Source organism: Colwellia sp. BRX8-5 (assembly GCF_014077325.1).
Classification (GTDB): domain Bacteria; phylum Pseudomonadota; class Gammaproteobacteria; order Enterobacterales; family Alteromonadaceae; genus Colwellia_A.
This window is the reverse complement of sequence record NZ_JACGVR010000044.1, coordinates 13,645-28,652: the sequence shown is the minus strand read 5'-3', so window position 1 is coordinate 28,652 and position 15,008 is coordinate 13,645. Positions and strand designations below refer to the sequence as shown.

The following is a 15,008-nucleotide window of genomic DNA, read 5'->3' as shown; positions in this document are numbered from 1 at the left end:
TGATGCAAAAGCTAAGCGCTTAAAAGAAGAAATAGCAGCCAAAAAAGCCGATGATTTACTCAAGAAAAAAGCAGCAGAGCGTAAACGTAAAGAGCAAGAAGCTCAAGAGCGTGCTCGACAGCAAGAAATGTTAGAGCAACAAATGGCTGAAGAAATGGCGGTTAGACAACAAGCCCGATATCAGCAAACAATGAGTGAGGTTGGTCGGTTTACCGCCCTTATAAGGCAAACCATTCAAGGAAACTTGATCACCGACCGCAGCACTATGGAAGGTAAGTCTTGTAAATTAACCATAAGTCTTGCACCATCAGGTTTTGTAACCAACGTTGTTATTGGCAAAGGGGACCAAGTAGTTTGTAGCGCTTCAAAGACGGCTATTTATAAAGCAGGGACATTACCTGTGTCTAAAGACCCCGAAGTATTTAAAGAAATGCGTACGATTAGCCTAACAGTGGTGCCTGAATTTTAATGGTTCAGTTTATATTCAATGAAAAATAACCCATGACTGAGAAAATAGTAAAATATATGAATAAATTTAAAGTAGCCTTCATTTTCTTTATCGTACTGATTTCAAATAGTGCATTTGCAACGCTTGAGATTGTCATTACCGAGGGTATTGATAGCGCTAGACCTATCGCTGTTGTACCTTTTAAATGGACAGGACTAGAGCCACTCCCAGAAAATATATCGTCTATTATTGGTGAAGACTTATTGCGCAGCGGTAAATTTAACCCGATAAAAAATAATCGTTTTCCACAAACACCATTTTCTGATCAAGACATTGATTATTCAGCTTGGGCAAATGAGGGCGTTGAAGCGGTTGTTGTTGGAGAAATTAATCAAATAGGTATTAGTCGTTACAAAATAAGCTACCAGCTGGTTGATGTTATTCGCGGGCAAATCACCGGTGGACAATCGCAAATGCTAAGCAATGGAGAATTGGTTCAAACTTCTGATCATATTTATGCTGAGGGTGCTTTTGAGATTAATGCTGACCAATTTCGTCGTTATGGACATCACATCAGTAATGTTATTTATGAAAAGTTAACCGGCAGTAAAGGTGCATTTTTAACCAAAATTGCTTATGTGATAGTGCGAGACCAAGGTGAATTTCCTTTTCAGTTAGTGATGGCTGATTATGACGGTGTTAATGAGCACGTTTTGTTGAGTTCTAAAGAGCCGTTAATGTCACCTTCATGGCATCCAAGTGGCAATCAGTTAGCGTACTCGACATTTGAGAATAACCAACAAAAAATATATATTATAGATATTTATACCGGAAAGCGTACTATGATCAGCGATCACCCTGGTATAAATAGTGCGCCACGTTGGTCACCCGATGGTAATCAACTTGCGATGATGTTATCTAAAGATGGCAATTCAGAGCTCTATGTTATGGAAGTAGCAACAAGAAAACTACGTCGTATCACCCGTCATCGAGCGATAGATGCAGAGCCAAGTTGGAGCCCTGATGGAAAATCATTAGTATTTAGTTCAGAACGGGGTGGTAAACCTCAGCTTTATCGCGTAAATTTAGTCGATGGTCGTGTTAAACGACTCACCTTTGATGGTGAAATGAACCTTGGTGGTTCAATTACACCTGACGGTCGCCAACTAATTATGGTGAACAGAACACGAGGGAATTATCATTTAGCTAAACAAGAGTTGGCGTCAGGAATTTTTCAAGTTCTGACTAAAACACGTTTAGATGAGTCGCCGAGCATAGCTCCAAATGGTGGCATGATAATCTACAGTACTTTACACAATAATAGGCAAGTGCTTAGTTTAGTATCTGTAGATGGAAGATTTAAAGCGCGCTTACCCGCGGCTGATGGTGAAGTAAAAGCACCTGCTTGGTCACCATTTTTATAAAAAATTAAACATTAATTTAAAACATAACTTTAGAAAAATAAGGACAATTATAATGCGTTTGAATAAAACTGTGAAAGCTCTTGCGATTGCTTTGCCAATTTTGGCTTTATCTGCTTGTAGTTCAAATTCAGAAACTGATGAACAAAGCAATGTAGCGACTAATGCTCAAGAGTCTTCAGTAATTGAAAATAATACTGCTGATGTTCAAGTAAGCGCCGTACAACGTGCCGCTGAAATTGAAGAGCAACAACGTCAAGCATTAGAAAAACTTCGTGCTGAGCACATCGTTTATTTTGATTTTGACACCTCTACAGTTAGCACTGAATTTTCTGCTATTTTAGATGCACATGCTAAATTTTTAAACAAAAGCTCAAGCATGAAAGTTTTAGTTGAAGGTCATGCCGATGAACGTGGTACGCCTGAATACAACATTGCTTTAGGCGAACGTCGTGCCAAAGCGGTAGTAACTTATTTAGAAAATATGGGTGTTTCATCTGCACAGCTAAGTGTTGTTAGCTACGGTGAAGAAAAGCCAATGATTAAAGACCGTAGTGAAAACGCATTTGCTAAAAATCGTCGTGCGGTATTAGTTTACTAATCAAGGATAGAAATGAAACTGAATAAATTTTTATTCGGGATGTCCTTTGCTGTTACTACCCTTGCGGTAGTGGCAGCAGAATCTGCTCCCGTTATAGATATAACCAAGACGGGTGCAATTAAAAGTAGCCCTTCGCAATACAATTCTTCAGTACCAGAGACAATGGCTGAGAAGTTGGTTAATCTTGAACGTAAACTTGATGCTCGTAATCGTGCCCAAGTCAAGGTGCAGCGACAGCTTGATGAACTTCAAAATGAAGTGAATGAATTACGTGGTGTTACTGAATTACATACTCATCAGCTTAGTCAAGTTTTGAATCGACAGCGTGAGTTATATCAAGAGCTTGACCGTAGGGTAACAGAAGCATTAAAACCTGAGAATAACGTTCCTGCGGCGATTATAGCCCCAGCAAAAGCCTCTTCAGACGCTTCAATAAATTATTCAACGAATTTAACTGAAAACCAAGCATATGACAGCGCGGTAAATTTAGTTTTAAAAGACAAACAATACGATAAAGCGATCCCTGAATTTCAAGCGTTTAATCGAAAGTTCCCAAATTCTAGTTATGCACCCAACGCACATTATTGGTTAGGACAGCTATTATTTAATAAAACTGAATACACCAAAGCAAAAAATGAATTTAATTTAGTGGTTGAACAATACCTCGACTCAAACAAGCGAAGCGATGCAATGTTGAAGTTGGCGATGGTTGAACAAAAGCTAAATAATAACGCAGCAGCAAAAATTTGGTATCAGAAAGTTCTCGCACAATACCCAGATTCAAGTGCGGCTCAACTAGCAAAACCTAGGTTAGAAAATTTATAACCAATAAAAGCGACGATAACTTACACTAACTGCCTTCTTTTTATGCAAGTAGTCAATTAATAAGAAATAAGTTGAATTTAAGGTTGCACTAAAAAAAATTATGAGTATTATATGCGTCGCGTTGAGGCACTAGTGCAACGCAGTGTGAATTAGCACTTATGTCGGCCGTTAGCTCAGTTGGTAGAGCAGTTGGCTTTTAACCAATTTGTCGAAGGTTCAAATCCTTCACGGCCGACCACTTCTTTATAATGTTTATTTCTTATAAAGAAAAAGAAGCACCTTGTAAGATTCGAAATTCATTTCGAAAAAAAGAAAATATGGCGGCCGTTAGCTCAGTTGGTAGAGCAGTTGGCTTTTAACCAATTTGTCGAAGGTTCAAATCCTTCACGGCCGACCAACTTCTTTCTTAACAAGTACAATGCAATATTAGTATATTAGTGATTTTTGCATTAGTTGATGATGATTCTCAACACCACAGTTTATATGTCGGCCGTTAGCTCAGTTGGTAGAGCAGTTGGCTTTTAACCAATTTGTCGAAGGTTCAAATCCTTCACGGCCGACCACTTCTTAAATAGTTAATTACTAAATTTATAAGTCAGATAGTACAAAAACTAAAGCTGAGGCTTTTAACCGTTAAGCCGATTAACTCGAAGGTTCAAATCCTTCACGGCCGACCACTTCTTAAATAATTAATTTCCAAATTTATAAGTCAGATAGTAAACAACAAAAAGCCGAGGCTTTTAACCGTTAAGCCGATTAGCTCGAAGGTTCAAATCCTTCACGGCCGACCACTTCTAAATTTATAAGTCAGATAGTACAAATACCAAAGCCGAGGCTTTTAACCGTTAAGCCGATTAACTCGAAGGTTCAAATCCTTCACGGCCGACCACTTCTAAATTTATAAGTCAGATAGTACAAATACCAAAGCCGAGGCTTTTAACCGTTAAGCCGATTAACTCGAAGGTTTAACCCCTTCACGGCCGACCACTTCTTAAATAGTTAATTTCTAAATTTATAAGTCAGATAGCAAACAACAAAAAGCCGATGCTTTTAAACGTTAAGCCGGTTGATTCCAAGGGTCAAATCTTTTATGGCCAAACACTGCTTAAAGTAAGTCCTTAAGGTAAACGCTTAACTTCAAGGCGATCCTTAATTAATATCTAATTCAAAAGTTACATGTTCAATAAAATACCATCCTGTATTATCTTGTTTTAATCTTTAATAGTTAAAAGTCTTATACACATCGCGATATCTATATCGTATAATTGCGTGGTATTTAAAGAGATAATCAGAGATAAATAATGTCGCAAAGTAATTTAGCCGTAGAATTTGATTTTCAATTTCCAGCGAAACCAGCTCCACTTTCAGATAATGAACGTAGCCAATATAAAGATCGTATTAAAACTTTATTGAAAGAGAAAAATGCGGTACTTATTGCTCATTATTATACCGATCCCGAAATTCAGGCTTTAGCTGAAGAAACGGGTGGCTGTGTCGCCGACTCTTTAGAAATGGCGCGCTTTGGCAACAATCATCCAGCAACAACGCTAATTATTGCTGGTGTTCGTTTTATGGGCGAAACCGCGAAAGTACTGACGCCTGAAAAGACCGTGGTTATGCCAACACTCGAAGCAACTTGTTCATTAGACTTAGGCTGCCCTATCGAAGAGTTCTCTGCTTTTTGTGACCAGCACCCTGACAGAACTGTTGTTGTGTATGCGAATACTTCAACGGCGGTAAAAGCTAGAGCGGATTGGATCGTTACCTCTTCTTGTGCGTTAGAAATTATTGAACACCTTGATGAGCAAGGTGAAAAAATTCTTTGGGGACCTGACCGTCATTTAGGCGCATACATTCAAAAGCAAACGGGTGCCGAAATGTTAATGTGGCAGGGTGCTTGTATCGTTCATGATGAATTTAAAAGCAAAGCGTTAAAGGATATGAAGGCTTTGCATCCAGATGCTGCCATTTTGGTGCACCCAGAGTCTCCTGCAGATGTTATTGAGCTTGCTGATGCTGTTGGTTCAACCAGCCAGCTAATTAAAGCTGCTCAAGTGATGCCCAATAAAAAGTTTATCGTCGCAACAGACCGTGGTATTTTTTATAAAATGCAGCAGCTATGCCCAGATAAAGAATTCTTTGAGGCACCAACAGCGGGTGAAGGCGCAACCTGTAAAAGTTGTGCCCATTGCCCATGGATGGCAATGAACGGTTTAAAAGAGATAGAAGACGCATTGCTTAATCCATTAGGCAGAGAAGTGTTTGTAGACATGAAACTTCGCGATGGTGCATTGCAGTCATTGGATCGCATGCTAACGTTTAACAACGCTTTAGCCAGTAAATAACCATTAAGGTGATTTTTTGCTGGTAAAGTAATCAGTTGGCCTCTTTTTATTAAAATTAAGTTGTGTTGGCTATTAAATTTACCTACCATAGCGCAACTTTATTTTATGGCATGTCTATAAGTTTAAAGTGTTTATAAAGTTATTTTTTTACGCAGTAGATTCTCTGAGTAGCGAGTCAAGACTTGTTTTAAAATGTCTTTAATAGATAAAATTATCATGCTAATTCATCTCAATAAAATTAGCCTGTTAGTGAAAAAATTGGTGAGCTGGCCGAGTGGCTGAAGGCGCACGCCTGGAAAGCGTGTAAAGGTTTATCCCTTTCGAGAGTTCGAATCTCTCGCTCACCGCCACATTAATAAACGGACACTTCACTTGAAGTGTCCGTTTTTTTATACCTAAAAAAATAGCCCATCTTATATTCACCTATCTTCCTATAAATTAATCTCCTCAATATTCATGCTGATATAGGTGATAAATTATTTATGTTTATTAGACTTTTGTTCAAAATTATTAGTAAGAGGATTGTAGATAAATCACCATTGTTTAGGTTACTATCTTTGAGTATATGTAATTTTCCTTAAAAAAAGAGCAATAAATAATGGAACATGAACAGCACTTAGCGTTACTTGGCGCGTCAGCCCAAGGTGATAAACAAGCGTTTTCGAAACTTTATCAAGCGACCAGTAAACAGCTCTATGCAGTCTGTCTGAAAATGTTATCTAGGAAAGAATTAGCCGAAGAAGCTCTGCAAGAGGCTTATGTCCGCATTTGGCATAACGCGTCTGAATATAGAACGGGTAAAGGCACAGTGTTGACTTGGATGGTCAGCATAGTGCGTTATCGCGCACTAGACATTTTACGTTATCATAAAATTAGAAAAGAGGATGAACTCATTGAGAATGAAAGTTTTGATCTTGATACTAGTGAGAAAATAAGTGATTCAGAACAACTCTTACTCGACAAATGTTTACAGCAGTTAGATCTTCAACAACGACAAGCTATTTATTTAGCCTACTTCAATGGCTGTTCTCATCAAGAGGTGGTTAAACACCTAAATAACCCTTTGGGTACAATTAAAAGCTGGATAAGACGTGGTCTTATGAGCTTACAGAGTTGCTTAACACCATGAATTATCAATCTGAAAACCTCAAAAACGCCCTTGCAGCAGAATATGTGCTGGGTACTCTACGTGGCCCTGCTCGTCAGCGCTTTCAAAAATTGATGATGCAATTTCCACTGATCAGTGATGCAACTCAAACATGGGAGCAACACCTCAACGGCTTAGGGCAAAAAATTCCACCGGTTACCCCAGACATAGCTGTTTGGCAGCGTATCGAAGATCAATTAGGATTTGTAGCTGAGCCTATAAAAAGTAATGTTGTGGCAATAACTAAGTCTAAGCCTCGAGTTTGGCAAGGTATTGCGGGTTTAGCTTCAGCGGCTGCAATAGTGCTTGCTGTGTTGTTATTTAGCTTTCAACCGCCACTTCAGCCTGAGGTTCAACAACTTGCTTTAATGAGTAATGAACAAGCCGACTTATTATGGGCGCTAGAAATTGGTGCAGACACTATTAGCGTGCAAGCGACCAAGAAGTTAATAGCTAAGTCAGATGCTGATTATCAGTTATGGATAGTGGCAGCAGACGGTCGGCCTCCGATTTCTTTAGGCTTGCTACCTAAAAGTGGTAAGTTAGTTTTAAGTAAACCTCAGTTATTTGATCAGATTGAGATTGCGGCTTTAGCGGTTAGCTTAGAGCCATTAGGTGGTTCACCAAATGGTTCACCAACCACTGTCTTATATACTTCAGAACTGGTTATTCTTTAGTTACTCTTTATCTTTTACTGCGAATATTAAAAAGCGAAACGACAGTTTCGTTTTTTTTATCTGTTGTTTCATGCTGACAAAAGTCAATAATTTGTAAATATATTGTTTATATTAAATGGCAAATATTCGACATTCTATAATTTTATGACCTAGGCTTACCTTAGCTGTTGTTGATTAAGTTGACTAAGGCGACATGACCTAAAAAAAGTGCAACAACGCTATCCAATATAAAAAGTAAAAATAACACGATTTGAAACTATGGTTCGGCTGAATAATTATTAATTTGTAAATAAGTTATTTTTCTTGCATCCAATTCATAATCTCGATCGTTTAACTTAATGAGCTTTCAAGAAAGTAACCATTAAGAACTATAAATTATAAAGGAAACGTCATGAAAAAATTTAAATTAACACTAATTGTATCGGCAATAATGAGTGCAACTTTGTCTCAAGCTGTATCTGCATCAAGCCATCGTGAAGCGCCTAACGTCACACGTATGCCAACAGTCGACTCAACAGACTTTTATGCATTCAATAGTTATGAAGAAGGCCGTGGCAATTACGTTACACTCATCGCAAATTACATTCCTTTACAGGATGCTTATGGTGGACCTAACTATTTCGCTATGGACCCTGCTGCAACTTATGCGATTCATATTGATAACGATGGTGATGCTGTTGAAGATATAACCTTTACTTTTAATTTTAACCAGATGTTAGGCAACAATAATGCAGGTGTTGCTTTGATGGTTGGCGCTGAAGGAGAACAGAAATCTGTTGGTGTACCACTTAAAAATGTTGGCGGCATCAGTATGGCAGATAAAAGTGCGGCTAATTTCTCTGAAAGCTACATGGTTAATATGATTTCTGGTCCAATGCGAACGGGTACCAGTGCTGCTGTTACTAATAGTACTTCGGGTGGAGCAAGTTTTGCTAAGCCACTCGATTACATCGGTAACAAAACATTTACCAACGCTGAGCAGTATTCAGCTTATGCTAACAGCCATATATACTCAGCTGCTATACCTGGCTGTGATGCACCAGCAAAAGTATTTGTTGGTCAGCGTAAAGACGCATTTGCGGTTAATTTAGGTAAAGTTTTTGATTTAGTGAACTTTGTTCCTGTTGAGGGTGACAGTGCTCCTGGAGCAGGCGATGGCGATGGCTTCCCCGGTGGTATTACACAATCAGCAAGTAATGATGATTTAGCTGACAAAAATGTTACTAGTATCGCTATTGAAGTACCGACAGCTTGTTTAACAGGAACAGGTAATGGCGTTATCGGTAGTTGGACTACGGCAAGTTTGCCTCAGGCTAGAATTTTGAATCCTAATGCTAGCTTTGATAACACTGAAGTAAATGGTGGTGCATTGACGCAAGTTTCTCGTCTTGGCTCTCCTTTAGTGAATGAATTGGTTATTGGTTTGGCCGATAAAGATAAGTTCTCAAGTTCTCATCCAAGTGCAGATGGTCAGTTTGCTGATTATGTGACTCATCCAACGCTACCTGAACTGCTGAATATATTGTTTAAAGATGCAGTTAATACCACTTTAGGTGCAAATATCGAAACGTTGGCACCGACTAATTTCCCTAGGGTTGATTTAGTTACCGCATTTTTAACAGGTTTCCCAGGTGTTAATCAGTTATCAACAGTGACCGCAGCTGAAATGTTACGCTTAAATACTGGTATTGCAGCAGTGGCAGCCGATATGCAGTCATCGTTTGGTGTTGCTGGTGACGATTTAGCTGGCTTTCCAAATGGTCGCCGACCAGGAGATGATGTGGTAGATATTGCCCTTCGTGTTGTTATGGGTCGTTTATGTTACCCAATTCCTGTTAATGGCACAGATACAGATTTGGGCTTATGTGCACCAGAAGATGCAAGTGTAGGTAATGTACCCTTTACTGATGGTGCGCCAAGTAATGCCTCTATGATGGATACTAGCTTTCCATACTTAGCAACGCCTTTACCAGGCTCTAAATAAGGAACACTATTATGTTATATAGTAAACAAAATAAAGCATCTCATCTTAGTCAAGTCTTTAAGCTTAAAGGGGTCGTGTTAAGTTTAGCGGCCGCCATGCTAGTTTCAGGCTGTAATAATGATGTCGATGAGCTACCTATTACGAAAAACGCATCACCGACTACGATATCGGTCGACTTGATCACTCAAACAGAAACGCCTATCACTGACATGTTAAGCGCAAATGATGAAAATGGTGACACGTTGACTTTTAGCTTAGACCAAGAGCCGATGCTAGGAATGGTCACCATTGATAGTAATGGTAGTTTCACTTACCAGCCTAATGCTGAAGTGACAGGAAGTGACAGCTTTACTTTTACTGCCTCTGATGGAATTAATTATCCTGTTAGCGGTACAATCAATATTACGATTGAAGCGCTGGAAGTGTCATTTGCCAGTTATAGTCGTGCAGCTTTTAGTCAGCAACCAAGCGATAAACCCTTGGCCGTAAATGGTCGTGCGTTTATTCAAGATGTTGAGGAACCAGCAGCATACGACGACTTGATTCAACAGTAGAACCATCTTGACTGCGCCAAGGAAGGCGCCCTTTTATGGATAATGATATGCCAACACTTCGTTTTATTAGCCCCTTGTTATTTTTGGTTTTTATTGCCACTTCATCGCCTGTGCATTCAGAAAGTTATGTGCCCAAATCAAATCAAAGTATCGTTGCTAGCTGGACGGTACCTAAACCTGCACAACAGCCAAAGATTTTTATCGCCCAACTGCTCAATGACGCAAGTAAGCCTGGCTTAGCAAGTCGTTATTATGGCCGTGCTGGCGCTTTACTGAAACCCTTGTTGGTCGCTAACCCTAATGATCTAGAGCTACAATTTTATTCAGCAACCGTCTTACAGCATTACCATCAATTTAATCAGGCCCAACAATTACTGACTCAGATACTTCAATATCAGCCAGACAACGTCGCTGCTTGGTTAATGAAAGCCAATATACACATGGTACAAGGTGATCTTGACGCTGCGAAAAGTGCCTGTTTACAAGTATTGGGGCAGGGCAGTTTATTTGTCAGTAGCGCCTGCGTGCTAGAGGTTAGTGCTGAACAAGGCAAAGTTGCTCAAAGTTACCAACAGTTAAGAAATATCGTTAAGCTTGCGGGTGACATACCTATCGCCCAACAGGTATGGCTTAATCAAATTTTAGCTGATCTTGCTCACCGTCAGCAGCTAACACAACAAGCCATAGACCATTTGTCAGGCTACCCATTGAATCAGGCACCTGTTAGTTATTTAGCGCTGTGGGCGGATATTTATTTAGCACAACAACAAGGCCAAATTGTTTTAGAGACATTAGGACCTATCGTTGAAGCAAGTGATAGTTTTGATGATGCTTTGTTATTACGTTTGACCCTTGCCGAACAAATAACTAAGGCAACTAATGGCGTATGGCAGCAGCGACTAACCCAACGTATCGAAATACGTTTGCAACGAAATGATACCGCTCATGCTGCAGATATAGCTCAATATTATCTCGATATTGTTCCTAACCCTATTAAGGCGCTTTATTGGGCGAGAATTAATTGGCAACAAGCTAAGCTGGGCTCGGATGAACGCTTGCTCAAACGTGCTTTAGCATTTAAAGAATCACCTGATAAAAAGCCTCAGATTTAAGCTACACCTCAACACAATAAACCTTAATAAACCGTAAAAGTAGTGAGATAAAAATATGCAGCAGTGGTTAAAAATAGGGCTAATAAGCCTGTCGTTATTACTGGCCAATACTGTCGTCGCTCATCAATTGAGTACCAGTTACATTATTGCCGAAATCGACGACACCGGTCGTATCAGTGGCGAATGGCAATTGAGTTTGACTGATTTAGAATTAGCTGTTGGCTTGGATATAAATGCCAACGGTGAGTTAACCTGGGGAGAGGTCAAGAGTCGACAAGCTGAGATTGCTAGCTATTTGGCTGAGCATTTATTATTGAGTCGTGAAAATTTAAGGTGTAACTTACGTTTTGAGATTATGGAGCGTTTGCAAGATCATGCCAATGAAGCTTTCGCTGTTACTGATTTCTCAGGTCAGTGCCCAATCAGTGGCCCATTAGAAATTGCCTACAGCGCAATATTTTCTTTAGATAGTAGCCATGAGGTGGTTCTAAATATTGGTGATGGTAACCACTTACACAGTTTAGTGTTAGATGACAGCACTCGAAAAATCACCATAGATTTGAGCAAAGGTAGTGCCTGGACGACATTTACACAATTTGTTTATCAAGGTGTTGTACATATTTGGATCGGTATAGACCATATCCTGTTTTTGTTTGCCTTGTTATTGCCGGCGGTGCTACAGCGTAAAGATAAAAAGTGGCAAGCTATATCAAGTGTTAAAACTATTTTGACTAACACCGTATGGATCGTGAGTGCATTTACCTTGGCTCATTCGCTAACGTTAACAGCGACCGCCTTAGGCTGGTTAAGCCCAAGCAGTCGTTGGGTAGAGCTGGGCATTGCTTTATCGGTTTTATTTGCGGCGCTCAATAATATTTGGCCAGTGGTTTTACGTTTAGCTTGGTTAACCTTTGCCTTTGGTTTGCTGCACGGTATGGGGTTTGCTGGTGTCTTAGGAGAATTAGGCTTACCTGCGGATCAACAGTTACTGAGTATACTAGCCTTTAATCTTGGTGTTGAAATAGGTCAGTTAGCGATACTTGCTATTTTACTGCCGATATTAATTTTATTACGTAACACCACGTTTTATACAAGAGGTGTACTACCTGTTGGCTCTATATTAATTGCGATTATGGCCGTGCAATGGAGTGTAGAGCGCTGGTAAACTTAAAAATTATCGCTAATACAATCGCTTATAGCTCAAGTGATAGTTTTAAAGGATATGGGGTCATTCCAGCTATTAGGTTAAAGAGTTTATAGCTAAAAAAAAAGTATTGCGGGTGCAATACTTTTAACTCGCTACTTATTAAGGCTAGATTTATCATTCACGCCGCGGTAAATAGCGGCGTGAAATTTTAGCTAATCATCAGACTAGATCGAATCGATCAGCGTTCATCACACTCGCCCATGCTGTAACAAAATCAGCAACAAACTTCTCTTGGTTATCATCCTGCGCGTAAACTTCAGCATATGAACGAAGAATTGAGTTAGAACCAAAGATAAGGTCAACTCGTGTTGCTGTCCATTTTACTTCATTTGATTGACGATCGCGCATCTCATAAAGGTTATCACTAACAGGTTCCCACGTATAATTCATGTCTGTTAAATTAACAAAATAATCGTTAGAAAGTACACCTTCACGTTCGGTGAACACACCATGTTTTGTACCATCGTAGTTAGTGCCAAGCATACGCATACCACCAATTAACACGGTCATCTGATGCGCGGTAAGTCCCATTAACTGACTTCGGTCAAGCATTAGTTCTTCTGCGCTGACAACATAGTCAGCTTTTAGCCAGTTTCGATAAGCATCATGAGTGGGCTCTAGCACTTCGAAGGAGTCAATATCCGTCATTTCATCTGTTGCGTCGCCACGCCCTGGTGAAAAGGGTACAGTGACTTCAAAACCAGCCGCTTTTGCGGACTGTTCTATACCAACATTACCTGCCAAAACAATGACATCAGCGATACTTGCACCACTACTTGTGGCAATACTTTCTAGCACAGAAAGTACTTTGCTAAGGCGTGCTGGTTCGTTACCTTGCCAATCTTTTTGTGGAGCAAGGCGAATGCGTGCGCCGTTGGCACCACCGCGTTTGTCAGAGTTACGATAGGTTCGCGCACTATCCCAAGCGGTTGCAACCATTTCGCTGATACTTAAACCACTCGCTGCTATTTTATTTTTCAGTAAGTCAATATCATAACTCGTGGCTCCAGTGGGAACAGGGTCTTGCCAAATAAGGTCTTCTTGAGGGACTTCTTTACCGATATAACGTGCCTTTGGCCCCATATCGCGATGAGTGAGTTTGAACCATGCTCGTGCAAAAACGTCAGAAAAATATTCAGGATCCTTAGAGAAACGTTCTGAAATTTCACGGTACGCTGGATCCATTTTCATCGCCATATCGGCATCAGTCATAATAGGCGTTTGACGTGTAGTTGCATCTTCAACATCAACAGGCTTATGCTCTTCTTTAATATTTATTGGTTGCCACTGCCAAGCACCCGCTGGGCTCTTCTTTAATTCCCACTCGTGGTTAAGCAACATCGAAAAATAACCATTATCCCATTGAGTAGGATGTGTAGTCCATGCGCCTTCAATACCACTGGTGATGGTATCGCGACCAATGCCACGTTTGGTTTTATTGTTCCAACCTAAACCTTGTTCAGTAATATCTCCAGCTTCTGGCTCTGGTCCTATTTGCGAAGCGTCACCATTGCCGTGACATTTACCGACGGTATGACCACCGGCCGTTAAGGCAACCGTTTCTTCATCGTTCATCGCCATACGTTCAAACGTTACTCTAATATCATGCGCTGTTTTAAGGGGATCGGGCTTGCCGTCTACACCTTCAGGGTTAACATATATTAGCCCCATCATTACCGCAGCTAATGGGTTTTCTAAATCACGCTCACCAGAATAACGGCTGCCTTCTCCACCACTTGGTGCAAGCCATTCTTTTTCGGCGCCCCAATATGTGTCAATTTCTGGCTGCCAAATATCTTCACGACCAAAAGCGAAACCGAAGGTTTTTAACCCCATAGATTGATAAGCAACAGTGCCAGCGTAAGCAATTAAATCAGCCCAGCTAAGTTTGTTACCGTATTTCTTTTTGATAGGCCACAGCAAACGGCGGGCCTTATCTAAATTGGCGTTATCTGGCCAAGAATTTATTGGCGTAAAACGCTGATTGCCAGTCGCTGCACCACCGCGACCATCCGCGATACGATAGGTGCCGGCAGCATGCCAAGTCATACGGATCATTAGGCCACCATAGTGGCCCCAATCAGCAGGCCACCAGTCTTGACTATCTGTCATGAGGGCATGCATATCTGTTTTAAGAGCAGCCATATCAAGATCTTTCAGGGTTTCACGGTAATTATAATTCGCACCCATAGGATTAGTCTTACTGTCATGCTGATGAAGAATGTCAAGATTTAGTGCCTTTGGCCACCATCCCATATTGGACATACTGCTCTTTGTTGCACCGCCGTGCATTACTGGGCATTTGCCAGCTGTCGTTGTTGTTTTGTCATTCATATGCAATTTCCTTTCATTAATTGGGGCTGAGCTGTTAAAAGTTAGGATGAAAAAATACTAGATGATAATGCTAAGTGCTCACTTTGAATTACCAAGGATTATTAAAATACATCATAGTACATTCTTGATAAATTATGAGTTTTACTCACGTTAACGCATTCAACAACGTATCTCAATCTGTTCAGCTTTAATAGCTTAGTTTTGAAAAGTTAACAGATCAGTGAGTAAGTTAAGCGATATCAGTAATAGAAATTTATTATGTAACATTTATGTAATTTTTCTTAAATAAAAACTACATATTACTTCAACAATTCTGTCATTTAACCTTAGTAGCATAGCCGCAACTTTATTCT

General features: G+C 40.1%; 12 protein-coding genes and 4 tRNA genes. 15 read left to right on the top strand and 1 reads right to left on the bottom strand.

All coding sequences use genetic code 11. The features are described from left to right. The 15 genes from tolA to H4J62_RS18630 form a co-directional block, all read left to right on the top strand. A partial coding sequence (gene tolA / locus H4J62_RS18700; RefSeq protein ID WP_182231361.1) for a cell envelope integrity protein TolA occupies positions 1 to 469 on the top strand: 469 nt, incomplete at its 5' end. A 56-nt stretch (positions 470 to 525) separates the two neighbouring features. Beyond that, a complete protein-coding gene (gene tolB / locus H4J62_RS18695) occupies positions 526 to 1,872 on the top strand; it encodes a Tol-Pal system beta propeller repeat protein TolB (RefSeq protein WP_182218105.1) in 1,347 nt (448 codons plus the stop codon). 52 nt (positions 1,873 to 1,924) lie between these two features. Further along, the gene (gene pal / locus H4J62_RS18690; protein WP_070376300.1) at positions 1,925 to 2,470 is read left to right on the top strand and encodes a peptidoglycan-associated lipoprotein Pal; all 546 of its coding nucleotides are present in this window, start codon (positions 1,925 to 1,927) and stop codon (positions 2,468 to 2,470) included. Between the two features lie 12 nt (positions 2,471 to 2,482). After that, positions 2,483 to 3,295 (top strand): tol-pal system protein YbgF, encoded by an 813-nt coding sequence (gene ybgF, locus H4J62_RS18685; protein WP_182218107.1) that lies wholly within the window; start codon positions 2,483 to 2,485, stop codon positions 3,293 to 3,295. A gap of 162 nt (positions 3,296 to 3,457) precedes the next feature. Next, positions 3,458 to 3,533: transfer RNA gene (locus H4J62_RS18680), tRNA-Lys, on the top strand. A gap of 83 nt (positions 3,534 to 3,616) precedes the next feature. After that, positions 3,617 to 3,692, top strand: a tRNA-Lys gene (locus H4J62_RS18675). 90 nt (positions 3,693 to 3,782) lie between these two features. Further along, positions 3,783 to 3,858, top strand: a tRNA-Lys gene (locus H4J62_RS18670). Between the two features lie 738 nt (positions 3,859 to 4,596). After that, complete coding sequence (nadA, locus tag H4J62_RS18665) at positions 4,597 to 5,640, top strand: quinolinate synthase NadA (protein ID WP_182218109.1); 1,044 nt, start codon at positions 4,597 to 4,599, stop codon at positions 5,638 to 5,640. A gap of 260 nt (positions 5,641 to 5,900) precedes the next feature. Next, positions 5,901 to 5,990: transfer RNA gene (locus tag H4J62_RS18660), tRNA-Ser, on the top strand. Between the two features lie 248 nt (positions 5,991 to 6,238). Beyond that, positions 6,239 to 6,769, top strand: coding sequence for a sigma-70 family RNA polymerase sigma factor (locus H4J62_RS18655; RefSeq protein ID WP_182218111.1), 531 nt, complete (start codon positions 6,239 to 6,241; stop codon positions 6,767 to 6,769). After that, positions 6,766 to 7,464, top strand: a complete 699-nt coding sequence (locus H4J62_RS18650; RefSeq protein WP_182218112.1) for an anti-sigma factor domain-containing protein — start codon at positions 6,766 to 6,768, stop codon at positions 7,462 to 7,464. The genes H4J62_RS18655 and H4J62_RS18650 overlap by 4 nt, the downstream gene beginning before the upstream one ends. 430 nt (positions 7,465 to 7,894) lie before the next feature. Continuing rightward, a complete protein-coding gene (locus tag H4J62_RS18645; protein ID WP_404842435.1) occupies positions 7,895 to 9,448 on the top strand; it encodes a DUF4331 domain-containing protein in 1,554 nt (517 codons plus the stop codon). An 11-nt stretch (positions 9,449 to 9,459) separates the two neighbouring features. Continuing rightward, entirely contained in the window at positions 9,460 to 10,002 is a 543-nt protein-coding gene (locus tag H4J62_RS18640) for an Ig-like domain-containing protein (protein ID WP_182218116.1), read from the top strand. A 35-nt stretch (positions 10,003 to 10,037) separates the two neighbouring features. After that, positions 10,038 to 11,114 (top strand): lipopolysaccharide assembly protein LapB, encoded by a 1,077-nt coding sequence (locus H4J62_RS18635; protein WP_182218118.1) that lies wholly within the window; start codon positions 10,038 to 10,040, stop codon positions 11,112 to 11,114. A gap of 55 nt (positions 11,115 to 11,169) precedes the next feature. Continuing rightward, positions 11,170 to 12,279, top strand: a complete 1,110-nt coding sequence (locus H4J62_RS18630) for a HupE/UreJ family protein (protein WP_070376319.1) — start codon at positions 11,170 to 11,172, stop codon at positions 12,277 to 12,279. A 201-nt stretch (positions 12,280 to 12,480) separates the two neighbouring features. On the opposite strand, the gene katG is transcribed toward H4J62_RS18630, so the two are convergent. Next, a complete protein-coding gene (katG, locus tag H4J62_RS18625; protein ID WP_182218131.1) occupies positions 12,481 to 14,655 on the bottom strand; it encodes a catalase/peroxidase HPI in 2,175 nt (724 codons plus the stop codon). Positions 14,656 to 15,008 lie beyond the last annotated feature (353 nt).

Excerpts from the sequence above, each read along its gene's own strand:
- tolB (WP_182218105.1), top strand. The coding sequence starts at position 526 with ATGAATAAATTTAAAGTAGCCTTCATTTTCTTTATCGTACTGATTTCA.
- pal (WP_070376300.1), top strand. The coding sequence starts at position 1,925 with ATGCGTTTGAATAAAACTGTGAAAGCTCTTGCGATTGCTTTGCCAATT.
- ybgF (WP_182218107.1), top strand. The coding sequence starts at position 2,483 with ATGAAACTGAATAAATTTTTATTCGGGATGTCCTTTGCTGTTACTACC.
- nadA (WP_182218109.1), top strand. The coding sequence starts at position 4,597 with ATGTCGCAAAGTAATTTAGCCGTAGAATTTGATTTTCAATTTCCAGCG.
- H4J62_RS18655 (WP_182218111.1), top strand. The coding sequence starts at position 6,239 with ATGGAACATGAACAGCACTTAGCGTTACTTGGCGCGTCAGCCCAAGGT.
- H4J62_RS18650 (WP_182218112.1), top strand. The coding sequence starts at position 6,766 with ATGAATTATCAATCTGAAAACCTCAAAAACGCCCTTGCAGCAGAATAT.
- H4J62_RS18645 (WP_404842435.1), top strand. The coding sequence starts at position 7,895 with ATGAGTGCAACTTTGTCTCAAGCTGTATCTGCATCAAGCCATCGTGAA.
- H4J62_RS18640 (WP_182218116.1), top strand. The coding sequence starts at position 9,460 with ATGTTATATAGTAAACAAAATAAAGCATCTCATCTTAGTCAAGTCTTT.
- H4J62_RS18635 (WP_182218118.1), top strand. The coding sequence starts at position 10,038 with ATGGATAATGATATGCCAACACTTCGTTTTATTAGCCCCTTGTTATTT.
- H4J62_RS18630 (WP_070376319.1), top strand. The coding sequence starts at position 11,170 with ATGCAGCAGTGGTTAAAAATAGGGCTAATAAGCCTGTCGTTATTACTG.
- katG (WP_182218131.1), bottom strand. The coding sequence starts at position 14,655 with ATGAATGACAAAACAACAACGACAGCTGGCAAATGCCCAGTAATGCAC.